The 15254-nt window shown below is 43.1% G+C and carries 13 protein-coding genes; 3 read left to right on the plus strand and 10 right to left on the minus strand.

The genetic code is table 11. From position 1 onward, the window contains the following. Position 1: 1 nt before the first annotated feature. From CLV32_RS09485 to CLV32_RS09530, 10 genes are all read right to left on the minus strand, one after another. A complete protein-coding gene (locus CLV32_RS09485) occupies positions 2–1168 on the minus strand; it encodes a 1-deoxy-D-xylulose-5-phosphate reductoisomerase (protein WP_133554782.1) in 1167 nt (388 codons plus the stop codon). Positions 1169–1177: 9 nt separating this feature from the next. Further along, positions 1178–2677, minus strand: a complete 1500-nt coding sequence (locus CLV32_RS09490) for a GH3 auxin-responsive promoter family protein (protein ID WP_133554784.1) — start codon at positions 2675–2677, stop codon at positions 1178–1180. Between the two features lie 5 nt (positions 2678–2682). Further along, positions 2683–3510 (minus strand): hypothetical protein, encoded by an 828-nt coding sequence (locus tag CLV32_RS09495; RefSeq protein ID WP_133554786.1) that lies wholly within the window; start codon positions 3508–3510, stop codon positions 2683–2685. After that, the gene (locus CLV32_RS09500; protein WP_133554788.1) at positions 3503–4474 is read right to left on the minus strand and encodes a glycosyltransferase; all 972 of its coding nucleotides are present in this window, start codon (positions 4472–4474) and stop codon (positions 3503–3505) included. The genes CLV32_RS09495 and CLV32_RS09500 overlap by 8 nt, the downstream gene beginning before the upstream one ends. A gap of 2 nt (positions 4475–4476) precedes the next feature. Continuing rightward, positions 4477–5430 carry a glycosyltransferase family 2 protein gene (locus tag CLV32_RS09505; RefSeq protein ID WP_133554790.1) on the minus strand — a complete coding sequence of 318 codons (954 nt, stop codon included), beginning with the start codon at positions 5428–5430 and terminating at the stop codon, positions 4477–4479. Positions 5431–5559: 129 nt separating this feature from the next. Next, the gene (locus CLV32_RS09510; protein WP_133554792.1) at positions 5560–6132 is read right to left on the minus strand and encodes a DUF4199 domain-containing protein; all 573 of its coding nucleotides are present in this window, start codon (positions 6130–6132) and stop codon (positions 5560–5562) included. Positions 6133–6160: 28 nt separating this feature from the next. Next, positions 6161–6832 (minus strand): hypothetical protein, encoded by a 672-nt coding sequence (locus tag CLV32_RS09515; protein ID WP_133554794.1) that lies wholly within the window; start codon positions 6830–6832, stop codon positions 6161–6163. Further along, positions 6825–8087, minus strand: coding sequence for a dihydroorotase (locus CLV32_RS09520; RefSeq protein WP_133554796.1), 1263 nt, complete (start codon positions 8085–8087; stop codon positions 6825–6827). Before CLV32_RS09520 ends, CLV32_RS09515 begins: the two co-directional genes overlap by 8 nt. Before the next feature lie 6 nt (positions 8088–8093). Continuing rightward, positions 8094–10124: a BatA domain-containing protein gene (locus tag CLV32_RS09525; protein WP_133554798.1), complete on the minus strand. Its 2031-nt coding sequence runs from the start codon at positions 10122–10124 to the stop codon at positions 8094–8096. A 44-nt stretch (positions 10125–10168) separates the two neighbouring features. Next, positions 10169–11743, minus strand: coding sequence for a L,D-transpeptidase family protein (locus tag CLV32_RS09530; RefSeq protein ID WP_133554800.1), 1575 nt, complete (start codon positions 11741–11743; stop codon positions 10169–10171). Between the two features lie 258 nt (positions 11744–12001). Here CLV32_RS09530 and hisG point away from each other — a divergent pair, with 258 nt between their 5' ends. The 3 genes from hisG to hisC all read left to right on the plus strand — a co-directional run bounded on the left by hisG (position 12002) and on the right by hisC (position 15254). Next, a complete protein-coding gene (hisG, locus tag CLV32_RS09535; protein ID WP_133554802.1) occupies positions 12002–12853 on the plus strand; it encodes an ATP phosphoribosyltransferase in 852 nt (283 codons plus the stop codon). Between the two features lie 66 nt (positions 12854–12919). After that, complete coding sequence (hisD, locus tag CLV32_RS09540) at positions 12920–14218, plus strand: histidinol dehydrogenase (protein WP_133554804.1); 1299 nt, start codon at positions 12920–12922, stop codon at positions 14216–14218. Further along, the gene (gene hisC, locus CLV32_RS09545; protein WP_133554806.1) at positions 14208–15254 is read left to right on the plus strand and encodes a histidinol-phosphate transaminase; all 1047 of its coding nucleotides are present in this window, start codon (positions 14208–14210) and stop codon (positions 15252–15254) included. Before hisD ends, hisC begins: the two co-directional genes overlap by 11 nt.

A 15254-nucleotide genomic window follows, 5' to 3' on the forward strand; every position in this document is an offset into this window, starting at 1 on the left:
TTTAGATAGATAAAGTTTGATTTGTTACGAGTTCCCGGGCAAATATACGGGTATGTGCATCGGTTTCAAGGAAATTATTGAGGTCTGGCTCAGCGATAAAAGATACGTCCTGCATGCACCTTTCAATTACATCACTCATTTCCAGGAATCCAATTTTGTCTTCCAGAAAGGCCGCCACTACAATCTCATTGGCAGCGTTGATGATGCATGGCATATTTCCACCTTGCTCCATCGCCCGATAGGCAAGTTCAAGATTCCGGAATGTAGTACGGTCTGGCTGCTCAAAGCTCAATTCTGGATAATCCATAAAATTAAATCTCGGGAAATCTGTACCTGCGCGTTCAGGATAAGCCATCGCGTAGTGAATTGGCAGCTTCATGTCTGGCAACCCCATCTGTGCTTTAATGGAGCCATCGGTAAATTGAACCAACGAGTGTATGATAGACTGTGGATGTACAATCACATCAATTTGATCTGCTTCCAGGTCAAACAACCATTTTGCTTCAATTACTTCAAGCCCTTTATTCATCAGCGAAGCTGAGTCAATTGTGATCTTAGCACCCATCACCCAGTTTGGATGCTTCAATGCAGCAGCTTTGGTAACACCCGATAAAAAGGCCCTGTCTTTACCACGAAACGGTCCGCCGGAAGCAGTGAGGTAGATTTTTTCGATGTTGCTATAACTTTCGCCCACCAGGCATTGAAAAATTGCCGAGTGTTCTGAGTCTACAGGTAAGATCTTTACCCCATTAGCTTTTGCCAGCTGCGTAACCAGACTTCCGGCAACAACCAGGGTTTCCTTATTAGCGAGACCGATATCTTTTTTAGCCTTGATGGCAGCGATAGTTGGTTTTAACCCAACAGACCCCATGATGGCAGTGATGACCAGGTCTGCACCCTCCAGGCTTGCTGCTTCGCAGAGCGCTTCCTCACCAGCCAGCACTTTGATGGAATAATCTGAGAGTGCATCTTTTACTTTGCCGTATTGGCTATCGTCACAGATTACAACCAACTCAGGTAAGTACTGCAAAGCCTGTTCGATCAATAATTCTGCATTCTTTTGTGCAGTTAGTGCCACCACTTTATAGAGACCCGGGTTAGCCCGTATCACCTCCAAAGTCTGTGTTCCTATAGAGCCTGTAGAGCCCAGTATTGCTATATTTTTCAATTGTAATTTCTAAATCGTAAAGCTAGTTAAACTATCCGCAATCTTCCTGTCGTTAGCCAAACGGGGAACTTTGTTCTGTCCACCCAGCTTGCCTGCCGAGCGCATGTAGTTTACGAAAGCATCTTTTTGCAGCGACCGGATTACCAGCGGTTGCAGTATACTTCCTGTTATCAGGTCAAAGTAGTAAATATTTTTCTTTTGCAGGGCTTCGTCAACCTTTTGACTAAAATCTGTTAAATCTGCAGGTGCTTTGGCAAACTCAATAAACCATTCATGATACGGCAATTCCCCTGCCGGAGGATTTACCTGAGGTGCCACAGTAAATTCGGTAATACGCACACCTTCCGCATTGGCGACATTCCATAGTGCCTGCTCTACTTCTTCGCCGATAACATGCTCGCCAAAGGCAGAGATAAAATGTTTGATTCTTCCGGTAACCAAAATCTTATAAGGGTTCTTAGATACAAACTTAACGGTATCACCGATGCTATAGCCCCACAGACCCGCATTTGTATTTAATATCAAGGCGTAATTTTTGTCAAGCTCCACCTCGCCTAAACTCAACCTTGTCGGATTTTCATTTGAATATTCATCCGCAGGAACAAATTCGTAAAACATACCAGCATCAGCCAATAAAAGTAAGCTCTTGTCATGCTGACTGTCCTGATAGGCAATAAACCCTTCAGACGCGGGATAGGTTTCTATACTGTCTACCTTCCTGCCAATGCTGGCCTCTATTTTAGCACGGTAAGGCTCGTAGTTCACTCCGCCATATACAAACAGCTGCAGGTTTTTAAAAATATCTTTAATTTTCTTGCCGCCTGTTTTCTCGGTTAACCTGTCAAAGTACATCTGTACCCAGGGCGGGATGCCAGAAATCAATGTCATATCCTGATCCTTCGTTTCTTCCACGATCGCGTCAACCTTCTCCTCCCAGTCTTCAATACAATTGGTTTTGTAGGATGGCAACCTGTTTTTCTGCAAATATGCCGGAACCAGATTGGCTACAATACCGGAAAGCCTACCTACATTGATTCCATTCTTCTTGTCCATGACCGGACTACCTTGTAAAAAGATCATTTTCCCATTTACGAAATCTGCGTTTCCTGTTTCGTGCACATAGGTTAACAGCGCATTGCGGGCAGCCTTGATATGCTCAGGCATCGACTCTTTGGAAATTGGAATGTACTTGGCACCAGATGTGGTACCAGATGTTTTAGCAAAATATTCGGGCTTACCAGACCACATCACATCAACTTCGCCAGCAACCACACGGTCTATATACGGGCGCAAGTCTTCATAGTCGCGTACAGGAACCCTTGATTTAAAATCTGCATAGGTCTTGATACCCTTAAAATCATGGTCTCTGCCAAATGCAGTATCCTTAGCCGCATCAACCAATTTAAGCATGGTTTTTTCCTGCGCAGCTACGGCATGTTTTTTCCACTTTTCAATGCCCCGCACAACAAGAGCTGCAAAGGGTTTGCTGAGTGCCGCTTTTAATCCCATAGGGTCTAAACTAGGTTATGAATGATATCCGGTTCTGCGTCGCCCTTGTAGTCGCCCATCATCTTGCGATAGGCTATAGTCAGCGCTACGCTGGATAAAGGCACCACAACGAAAGAGCTCAGGCTGATCACAATTAATGAGACTACAGACCAGTGCAGATAATTAAAGAACAAGGACAACAGATGAAAGCCCCCCAACACCAGTAACAACAACAAGATTTTTGTAAAGTTGCCCCGGGTTGTTGCCAGACTGAACTTGATCGACTGCCATGGCGTACTTTGTTTGTCAATAATAAAAAACTGAAAGAACGAAATTCTGATAAAGGTGATGAAGATGGCTACAATAGCAATAGCAACGGCAATATTTGTAACTACCCTGCCCGCAGCAGCAAGGTCTTCTACCCAGCCCAATTTTACGGCGTACCGCAACACTGGATCCAACACAAATAACACTGGATATAATAAAATACCCACAAAGATGATGCACAAGGCAAAATAAAAGGTTGCAATCAGGAAACGGATGATTTGTTGACGGGTAGGCAAAGTGCTCACGATCGTAATATTTTCTTCTTCGTTATCCAACAAGTGGAAAATGTATTTGAAGAGGCTAAGGTTAACGGTGCAATACAAAACAATGAAAATAAGCACCATGATAATTCGCATGCCGATATTTACATCTTTTAAAAAGAAAGCCATCAGGCTAGAGGTAGTAAGTGTAATAAAAATCAGGAAGCATAATGTGGCCAGTGAGAAGTAATTCTCAAAAGTCACTTTCCAGGCTTTTCCGATCACCTCATTAACAGTAAAGGTGCTTTCTTTTAAAAAATCAATCATTCTTGTTCAGTACTATTCTTTTAATGAGGTCTTGTATAAAGCCCAGACCATAGGCTGTTAGCTGTATGAAGGCTGCGATAATACTAAGAAACGCAACTTTCAGCGATTTATTCAACATCCATGAATGAAAAAATATCAACAGGAAGATCAATACTATTACCGCATCGCAAATATACGCTAATGGGGGATATATTACATTAAGTATCAGCGTGAAAACAAATCCTACCGTAAAGGCCGCCGGAAAAAAATGCACCAGCTTAAGTTCTTTGGGGAAATGTTTATAGATATTGATCCTGGCTCTGCCAAAAAAATGAAGCTGCTTATAGAATTGCAGGAAGCTGGTGCGTCGTTTATGATAAACCTTTGCAGCAGGAATAAGACCTATCTTAAACCCTGCCTCATGAATTCTGATACTGTACTCAATATCTTCTCCCAGACGGGTGAGAATAAATCCACCTACAGTTTCCCATACCTCACGTGAAACACCCATATTGAAACTGCGTGGATGGAATTGCCCAACATGCTTGGCATTGCCCCTGATTCCTCCGGTCGTGAAAGGTGAAGTCATGGCATAACTGATTGCCTTTTGTACTGGGCTAAAACTAGCATGTGCCGCATCTGGCCCTCCATAGGCATCCAGCTTATGCTCCAGCAGGTAATTTGCAACCGTCTCCAGGTAATCCTCAGGGATCAGACAGTCAGAATCAAAGACCACAAAATAATCGCCCTTAGCACGCGCAAACCCATAGTTACGGGTAAATCCCTGTCCCTCGTTTTCCTTGTAGTAATACTGAATATCCAACTGATGCGCATATTTGGCAACTATGGCCTTTGCATCGTTTTTCGAACCATCTTCAATCACAAGTACCTCAAACTGCATATAACTCTGTTTACTGAGTGTATACAATAGCTCGTCGATTTCCTGCGGGCGGTTATATAAAGGAATAATAATGGAGAAAAACATGACTAATGCATTTCTTTTTCAATCAGATAATGGTTCCGCTCGGGCGCATTACGCGAAACTAACTCAGCAACAAAACCCGTCAAAAATAGCTGCGAGCCCACAATTATTGCTACCAGCGCGATATAAAACAAGGGCTGATCTGTAATGTCCCGTTTGTAGGGAATGTGTGCTGAAATATGATATAATTTAACAGCTATAAGCCAGATTGCTGCTACCATCCCCAGGAAAAAACTGAGCACCCCGAGAGACCCAAAAAAATGCATCGGCCGCTTTGCAAACTTACCTACAAAAAAGATAGATAGCAGATCCAGAAAACCGTTGATAAAACGGCTGAAACCGAATTTGGTAACGCCATATTTACGGGCACGGTGTTCTACAACCTGCTCGCCTATTTTGTGGAAGCCAGCCCATTTAGCGATTACCGGAATATACCGGTGCATCTCTCCGTAAACCTCAATAGTCTTGATTACGTCCTTGCGGTATGCTTTTAAGCCGCAATTAAAGTCGTTGAGCTGAATGCCCGACATCTTGCGCGTTGCCGCGTTAAAAAGTTTGGTGGGGATAGTTTTAGTAATCGGGTCGTAGCGTTTTTTCTTCCAGCCGGAAACAATATCATACTTCTCTTCCCTGATCCTGCGATACAGCTCGGGGATTTCATCAGGGCTATCCTGCAAGTCTGCATCCATGGTAATGATTACCTCACCATGCGCAGCAGCGAAGGCTACATTAAGGGCTGCCGACTTACCGTAATTTCTTCTGAATTTGATCGCTTTTACTGCCGGATATTCCGTTTTTAATTCTTCAATCACAGCCCATGACTTATCAGTACTCCCGTCATCTACAAAAAGAATTTCATAAGAGAAGCCGTTTTCAACCATAACCTTGTTAATCCATGTGGTTAACTCAGGTAAGGATTCTTCTTCATTAAGTAAGGGAATGACAACAGATATATCCATGTATTGATGCGCTTAAAAACAAAACGCAAATTTTGTCAATTTAAATGATATTATTGATAACATAGGACAACAAAAAAGCCAATAGATCCTAAACGCGGATATATTGGCTTTTGTATACGTATTAACGACCTATTCTTCTGTTTTGAAGAATATCGGCTGTGTTTTCTTAAAGATGGCAGCAAAGATCAGGGCACCGATAAAATACATTACTGCTGTAATACCAAAACCAGTGATCATTTGAAGCGGCGTTGGATTGAATTGTTTGTCCAACTGCTCAGATAGCTTAGCCATTGCTTCAGCAAGTTTATCTTCACCAAGCCCTACGCTTCTGTAAGTAGCTTCAGTGTTATTCATTACCGATTCTTTCATTCGCACTGCATATTCAGGAACCATTTTAGAAAAACCAATGGTAAAGAAATAGGAGATCGCAGCAGCAATCAGAAACATGATAAAAATGTTTAGCAGTGCTTCAGAAAAAGTCCAGTAGCCACCTGCTTTCTTACGCATATCCAGGCAGAAGAACACTGCAAGCGCAATTCCTACAACCATAGAAAGTGTCCCACCAACCCAATTTCCCTGCATTTCAGGAGCAACAAAATACAACACCAAAAAGAGTACGATACTTACAGCGCCCCAGATCAGTCCATTTGTAATAGCTGCTTTACGCACCGCAGCGGTGTTAAAAGTGGTAACAGTTTCCATTTTCGTTTAGTTTATTTTACGTTTAAGGTTAATTATTGTTAAAATTAGTAATTAACGTGTAAACTGCAACATCAAAGGAAGGATTTGCACTAAATTCTTCTAACTCTGCTACAGACTTAGCTGTGCCCCTTGGCTCGTGGAAGAATGCCATAAAAGGTACAAATAACTCTTCCATTTCTTCGCCAAGATCAATCATGCCTGCGTGACTACAGATATCTTCAATGCTTGCTTCTACTAGATTCTGGTTACTGATCAGATCTTCATAGATGTCAAACTCATCCTGAAACTCATCTTCCTCTACCAATAAGAACTCTTTCAGGAAGTCGTCAAGTTCAGGCTTGATCTGCTCATCATGACATTCGTTGATATACAAAAGCAGGTTTAGCAATTCTGTACCACGGTCAATAGTCTCTTCTTCAATATTTGCCCACTCGTCTGTCTCCAGATAATCTTCTTCCAGTTTCTTCACATCATTGGCAAAGAAATTAATCATCAGCAAATCGAAGAATACTTCACGTAACTCTTCAAAAGCGGGGTATTCATTAAATGCAGCATCAAACTCGGCTACTTTTTCCAGAAACCCAATTTCCTTACTGAACAGAGTGATCAGGCTTTCCTGAAGCAATGCGGCATCCTCGCCTGATTTTTCTGCAAATTTTGTTAATGACGCAATTAGCGCACCTTGTACATTACTATCCATATACTTGAAATTGATTGTTGTTATATACCAACACGACCTTGCCGGTCAGTGTCTGATTCATCAGGGGTGAATTCCTTGATTTACTTAAATTAGTTTTATCGTTATATTCCCAGGTACCTTTAGGCTGATACAAGGTAAAGTTAGCTGGTTGCCCGGCTTCGATCGTCGGAATTTCCAGTTTAAGGATTCTCCTTGGAGCGATAGCGAGTTTCTCGGCAATCTGCTGAGCATCCAGTCCGGCTTTAATCAGCAAAGGTAAAGCGGTCTGTAATCCCAATATCCCGAAAGCTGCGATTTCGAACTCTACATCCTTGTGCTCGATCTCTTGAGGACGGTGTTGCGCACTTACGGCATCAATTGTTCCGTCTTTAAGTCCGGCAAGCAGGGCCTTCACATCACTCTTCCCGCGAAGCGGAGGTTTAACTTTATAGTTGCTATCGAAATCATTTAACGCATCTTCGGTAAAAACAAGTTGATGGGCAGCAACATCACAAGTAATCCTTACGCCATCTTTTTTAGCCTTTTTGATCAGTGCTACGGATCCCGCAGTAGAGATGGTATTGATATGCACCTCCATATCATGATAGGTAGCTAAAAATATGTCTCGCGAAATATGCATCTCTTCTGCCAATGTAGGGATACCCTTCATACCGAGTAAAACACTGGTTTTGCTCTCGTTCACCATCGACTTTCCGGCGATGGATTTGTTTTCGGGATAAACCATTAACAGCGCGTCAAAACCTTTAGCATATTGCAAGGCCCTGCTCATGAACCCATCATCTGTGATCGGCCTGTTCCCATCAGAGAAAGCAATGGCTCCCGCCTGCTGCATATCATAAAGCTCTGCAAGTTCTTTCCCTTCCAGATTGCGACTGATAGCCCCAATAGGATATACATTTACCATGTTGTTCCTTGAGCGGTTTAACACATATTCGATCTCAGCTTTTGAATGCAATACGGGCTGGGTATGTGGAAGCACGGCAATACCGGTAAATCCTCCAGCTCCGGCGGTTTTAGTGGCGGTTTGGAGATCCTCACGGGTTTCAAATCCCGGATCGCCTACAGCACAATTCAGGTCAAAGAAACCCGGACTCAGGATTGCACCTTCGCCATCTATCACCTGTTCGCCTTTTTCAGGAGTCAGCTGTTCTTCAATAGCAACAATCTGCCCATTGGAAACACGCACATCACAGATTTTCTGATTGTATGTACTGTTCGGATCGGCAATGGTAACGCTGGTAAGAAGGAGATTCATGTATTTTTAGAATTTTATGTGGTGAAAAAATTTAATCAGGAGAATTTCAACAGCTAAAAAAACAATGGACAAAATTAGACAAAGTTTCCATAACTCATTGCTGTTATTTTTTGCAGTATCCCCAAAACTCAGGGCATCCTGATTAGCATCAAGGAAGCGTACCTGTTTTTGCGGAAGGATCTTTTTAAGTTCAGCACTGCCGGCATACCGGCTTTCACTTTCAAGCCGGCTCTGGTTAAAGGCAAACACAGAGAGTAGCGAGTCGGCCTTCCGAAGTTCGAAAAATCCCGGTTGACGAATTTGATCGGCAGTATAGACCAAAGTCTTGCCAGGAACCTGGCGCAGTTCAGGAATCAAGTCAATCCCTTCCGAAGTCAATCTCAATGTTTGATTTGCCGCAAGCGTGGTTTTACTGGTTTCCACCAGCTCATCTTTACCAACGGTATAAAAAAGTGGTTGCGCCTGGGCACTGCTGAAAGCGATCTTATACATCAATGGGACAAAGACAGGATGTTGTGGCAGATTGTTATCTTTTGGGTCGAGTGACGAAGCCGATAGAAAGATCTGCCCGCCACCAAAATTATACTGCCCAAAGAACACCCTGTTCAATGGCAACTCCATCAACTTACGACTATTTCGCTGGTTGGAGCTGGCATACTGAAAATAATTACTCACCTGGGGTAACTCCAGGTTTTTCGGAATTTCTTCAAACACATCTTTAAACAAAGGATTCTTAAAGTCTATACTGCTTATGGTGGTTTGCTCTGACCTGAGTTGTACGATACCCGGCAACCCGAGTGCCTGAAGAAAAGTAATATAAATCGCTTGCCCTGCTGTTACGTTGGGAAAGATCACAACTGCGCCGCCGCCTTCAACATAGCTTTTGAGTTGTTGCGCTAATCCTGACGAAGGGTTTTCAAGTCCGTTGAGCACGATCAGTCTGTAGTCCCCGAAACTTGAATACTTAATATTGGCCTCAGCCATTTCCGTAAGACTGAAAAATGGGTCGGCAGCAAATAATGACCTGATATATGGTGCACCATTCCCTGTTCCGATACTCAGCACTTTAAGTTCCCGGTCTGATTTAAATGTAAAGTTGAGTTCGTCATCAAACGTAACTGGATAATCTTTAATACTGACCTTTGCTTTATGCCAGCCTTCATTCAGTCCGCTAAAAGAAAGGGTATCCTGAATTGTCCCCTCAGGAATCTTCAGATTAGCAATTGCTTTCTGCTGATTATCGATCGTCAGCTTTACCGGAATTCCCTGAACGGGGGCATTGGTGTAATTGCGTAAACGTACTACAAGTTTTTCCTGATCTCCAGGCCGGTGCAACGGAGATAGGAACCATACGCTATCCACGGCTATGTTGGGCAATGCGTTTGCAGTTAGCTTCACAAGATTTACCTGTACACCTGCTTTAGAACTTAAAACCTTATTGCCGACAAAATTTTGCTGAAAATCCGACAGGATATATTCGATGTGGTTATTGTTACCAGGCACAAAGCTTTGTTGCCTGCTAAGTACCTGTTCCAGGCTCTTGTTTCCTGCTGAGATCTTTACTGCTTCTAACTGTGAGAGGAAATCTTCTTTTTGCAGCATCCGTTGGTGGCGTCCCTCAAAATCGTTTGTGGTTAGCACGAACTTCGTACTTACCGGATAGCCTTTTACAATTTCTCTTGCACGTCGTTTGGCATCATCAAGCAGATTACCTTCCTTATTGACGCTTTGCATACTGAAGGAATTGTCAACATATACAGAAACAACTGTGGCATTTCCTGGATCTACCGTCGCATCATTTTTAAAATACGGCCGTGCAAAAGCAAGCACCAGAAAAATTATGGCGAGGATTCTTGAAATTAGGATCAGCAGATTTTTGAGCTTTTCACCTGAGGCACTTTCAGCTTTGGCTTCGGTCAGAAATTGAACGTTACTGAAATAAACTTGCTTGTACTTCCGAAAATTAAACAGATGAATAATAACGGGAATGGCGACCGCCAAAAGTGCAAAAAGAAAACCTGGGTATAGGAAATTCATTAAAAACCAAAGTTAGAAAATTTCTGCAATGCAAGGAATTTTTCTTATCTCATTTTCTTTAATATTGCCCACAGGTTTTCATCTAGTCCATACACATCAGGGCGATATTGAATAGTTCCCTGATCGGCCCAGGCCGTTTTATAATTGATGAGCAAAGGGACCTGCTTTTTGGTACCAAACCATTTTGGTTTAAGTTCAAACCTTTTCAGGCTGTCGGTCTTTTTTGCCTGCTGAAATCTGAAGACATTCATTTTTGTAGTATCCAATGGAGGAAGGTTAACTTCCATTCTCAGCTTATCAAACTGCTGTGGACTTTCTACAAGCAGCTGTGCAAACTCCAACGGTTTCTCTACGCGCACGCAGCCGTGACTAATTGCACGGTTGGCCAGATTAAAGCCATTCTTGTTATTGGTATCGTGCAGGTAAATGCTCGATCCATTGTCAAACAGAAATTTAAATTTACCAAGCGCATTGCCACCACCTGAACCCTGCTTGAATGTGAAAGGTAATTTCTCCCTGGAATATTTGCGCCACTGAATAGTGTCCGGATCAGCAACCCGCACCCCCTTATAGTAAACACTCATGTTGCTGTTAGAAAGATAATATGGATCCTTCAACACCTGATAGTAAATCTCGCTCTGCGCAATACTTGAAGGGATATTCCAAACTGGGTTTACCTGAATCGCATTCAGCTTGCTGAACAACAACGGCGTCTGGTGGTTCTTCGGCATATCATCCAGGTTATGTGTTTTCAGGTAAGTCTGTAGCTTTTCTTCAAAGCCCGCTTCGCGCCTGCCACCCACGCACACCTTCATATGGATAAGCGTATCCTTTTTACTAAACCAGGTGAGTGTGAAATCGGGGATGTTGACTTCTACATATTCTGGTCCTGTTTCGGGAAGCTTCCAACGCTCGCGCTCCATATTTACAAGAAGGGTCTTCAGCTCCTCTGCCTGAGGATTACTTTGCGCGTAACCAAGCATCGCTTTCTGCAAGGCTTTGTAATTTGCTGACTCAGGCTGGATAGAACTCAGCAATTGTTGAATACTCGCTGTGCCTAACACCCGAACATTATTTTCTGCGTCAGGCCTCTTGGTAGGAATGTAATAACGGTTCAATAAATTCTTAGGTACTAACGCACCAAAATTTATCACATTATGATATTTCAATAAAGACTCAGCGCTACGAATTTCAAGTTCGGCAACTACTGGATATACTTCTTCTATCTTTTTAAATTTGTTGGCTTGTAAGCTGCGCAACATATCTTCAAGTGGCTGATAACCGAACACGGAGGGGCTAAAGCCATGCTCAGGACTTCTGCTGATGAACGCGGCCAGGCTATCCAAACTACCATCGGCAAAAAAGGCCGTAACCAGTACAGGTTCATTTTGATGATCAGCATACCAGGCCGTAATATCTTTGGGATTCGAGAGTGTACCTTTAAGTGAATCAATACACTTTTTAAAAACTACATGGTAAGCTGCCGTATCAAATTTTTTATACAGTTTGTTTTCAAAATGTATAGACAGCATCTCTCCTACCTCAGAAGTCTCCGCAAACCAGTTACAGGCAGGTATAAGAAAACAAATGGGTATCAGGAGGTAAAGGAGCTTTTTCATTAAAATGAGCGTTCTGTCAATTTTGATGCAAAACAACAAATTAAATGCCACATATTTTTTGAATTACAAAAGCAATCTATATATTTGCCGCACCTCTGAGTGCTTTGCGCGAATGGAGACAAAAATAATTATGAACAAACACTTGAACCATCACTTACATTTGCACCATCGCCAGTTGTGGCGATAGATATGTAATGTTTTGTACTTCAAAACTTGTTTCCGAATTATTTCTTGTTTCATCCATTCAATACCAGCAAATTGAAAACACTTAAAATCGCTATCCAGAAATCGGGTAGGTTAAACGAAAAATCCGTTGAAATTTTAAAAAACTGTGGCCTCTCTTTTGAGAACTATAAAAGCTCGCTGATATCCAGTGTTAGCAACTTCCCGTTAGAGATTCTTTTTCTCCGTGATGATGACATTCCAGAATACGTTCAGGATGGCATTGCCGACCTTGGAATTGTAGGCGAAAATGTGATCACCGAAGCAGGTGCTCAGGTTACTTATTTACAGAAATTGGGCTTCGGAAAATGCACCCTCAAAATCGCCGTTCCCAACAACAGTACGGTATCCGAAATCTCCGATCTGGAAGGTCTTGCCATCGCCACTTCTTACCCCGTAATTCTAGAAAAATATTTACAGGAAAATAATGTAAATGCTCAGATCCGGACGATCTCAGGATCGGTAGAAATTGGTCCTGGTTTAGGGTTGAGTGATGCGATCTGTGACATCGTTTCTACAGGTGGAACTTTAAAGAGCAACGGGCTAAAACCTTTCGCCGAAGTGATGCAATCTGAAGCTGTGTTGATCGGGCGGGAGGGCTCGGAATTTAACCCTGAAGTGCTCGAACTTTTACAGCGGATCAAGTCGGTACTGAAAGCTAAAGCAACAAAATATGTTGTACTCAATGTAGCCAGAGAAAACCTTGAAAAAGTGGTCAGCTTATTGCCTGGTGTTAAGAGCCCAACCATTGTTCCTCTGTTTGAAGAAGGATGGGTAGCCCTGCACTCTGTAATTGCCGAGCAGGATTTTTGGGAAAAAATAAATGCACTAAAAGTGGCAGGTGCCGAAGGTATCGTGGTTATGCCGATTGAAAAAATCATTATTTAAGGCGATTTTTGATACGAAACACCACAATCAGATATTAACCTATAGTTAATTTTAAAACATAAAGCATTGAAAATCTATAGTTATAAAGACTTATCTAAACAAAATGTTGATACCCTATGCTTACGACAGCTTGCAGATGATGCCAGCATCCGCGAAAGCGTAATTGCGATCGTGGAGGAGGTAAAAGTATCTGGAGACACAGCTTTAAAGCAGTACGCCCTCGACTTTGATCAGGTAACGCTAGAACAGCTTTACCTGGACAAGGCAACGCTTGAGGCAATAGCCAGTACAATTCCCGAAGCTGAGAAAGCAGCCATAAATACCGCATATAGCAATATCAGGACCTTCCACGCCGCACAAATCAGCACAGAGGCAAACATCGAGACCATGCCAGGTGTGAATTGCTGGCGTGAAGCACGTGCAATTGAGCATGTGGGCCTATATATCCCTGGGGGGACTGCAGTGCTACCCAGTACCTTTTTAATGCTTGCTACGCCCGCAAAATTAGCTGGATGCAAAGAGATCGTGGTCTGTTCCCCACCACAAAAGGATGGGAAGACCAATTGTTACCTCGCTTATTGTGCCATTTTGCTTGGTATTGATCGGATCTGGATGGTTGGAGGCGCCCAGGCCATTGCCGCAATGGCCTATGGTACGGAAAGCATTCCCAAGGTTGATAAGATCTTTGGCCCGGGTAACCGATATGTAACCCAGGCTAAGCAGCTGATACAAGGCACAACATTAACCGCAATCGATATGCCCGCAGGCCCATCTGAGGTTTTAGTGTACGCAGATGAGACTGCCATTCCGTCATTCGTGGCTTCCGACCTGCTTGCACAGGCAGAACATGGAGTTGATAGTCAGGCTATTTTAGTGGCCACCTCAAGACAAATTATAGCTAATACTATCCAAGAACTTGACAAACAACTGGAGGCTCTTCCGAGAAAGGATATAGCCCGGGCAGCTATTGCCAATTCCTATGCGGTAATCGTCAATTCTGCCGCTGAGGGCATGCATTTCAGCAATGCCTATGCTCCGGAACATTTGATTTTGGCCACGGAAACATACGCGGCGCTTATTCCCTTGATTAGTAACGCCGGATCTGTATTTTTAGGCAATCTGACGCCGGAAAGTGCCGGTGATTATGCATCGGGAACAAACCATACTTTACCAACAAGTGGCTTTGCTAAAGCCTATTCGGGCGTGTCTATTGATTCTTTTATCAAGAAGATCACTTTCCAGCACATCAGCAACAGCGGATTAGCCGAAATTGGCCCCACTGTGGAGCTACTGGCCAATGCAGAAGGTCTGCAGGCACACAAGAATGCAATCACTATTCGTTTACAAGCGCAAGATGGATATTAACAAACTACAACGCGAAAACATTAAGAACCTTCGCCCCTACTCTACTGCAAGGGACGAATATAAAGGGCAGGCCAGCGTTTATCTGGATGCCAATGAAAACAGTTTTGGCTCTCCTCTGGAGAAAAACTACAACAGATATCCCGATCCTTTACAACTTGATCTGAAAGATGAGATCGGAAAAATTAAAGGCGTACCCATCGAAAACACCTTCCTGGGGAATGGTAGTGATGAGGCGATAGACTTGCTTTACCGTGCCTTTTGTGAGCCCGGAAAAGATAACGTAATTGTGCTTCCCCCTACCTACGGAATGTACGAAGTTTCGGCAAATATCAACAACGTTGAACTTCGTAAAGTGAGCTTGCTTCCGAGCTTCCAACTGGACCTTGAAGGCATCGCTGAAGCAATCGATGAACACACCAAAATGATCTTCATCTGCTCGCCAAACAACCCTACCGGAAACTCAATTATCCGCACCGATATTGAGACCATTTTAGCCAACTTTGAAGGGCTCGTTGTGATCGATGAAGCTTACATAAATTTCTCCAAACAACGCACCTTTATTCAGGAATTAACAGAGTATCCAAACCTGGTAATCCTGCAGACTTTTTCTAAAGCCTGGGGCCTTGCCGCACTCCGTTTAGGGATGGCTTTTGCTGCCCGTCCGGTAATCGATATTCTAAACAAAGTGAAGCCTCCATATAATATCAATCAGGCTACCCAGGACATCGCACTGGAGGCCCTGAAAAATGTAGAACAGGTAAACGAATGGATCAGAATTACTGTATCTGAAAGAGACAGACTAAGCAAAAGTCTGGCTGAAATGGACCTCGTTAAAAAGGTGTACCCATCGGATGCCAACTTCATTTTAGCAGAGGTTACCGATGCTGAAGGGGTCTATAATTACCTGGTTGAACAGGGAATTATTGTGCGCGACAGATCTAAAGTTACCCTCTGCGAGGGCTGTTTGCGTATCACCGTAGGCACCTCCACAGAAAACGAAACCTTACTTAATAACCTTAAATCTTACCAGGCTTAG

The organism is Pedobacter duraquae (assembly GCF_004362245.1).
In the GTDB taxonomy this organism is placed as follows: Bacteria; Bacteroidota; Bacteroidia; order Sphingobacteriales; family Sphingobacteriaceae; genus Pedobacter; species Pedobacter duraquae.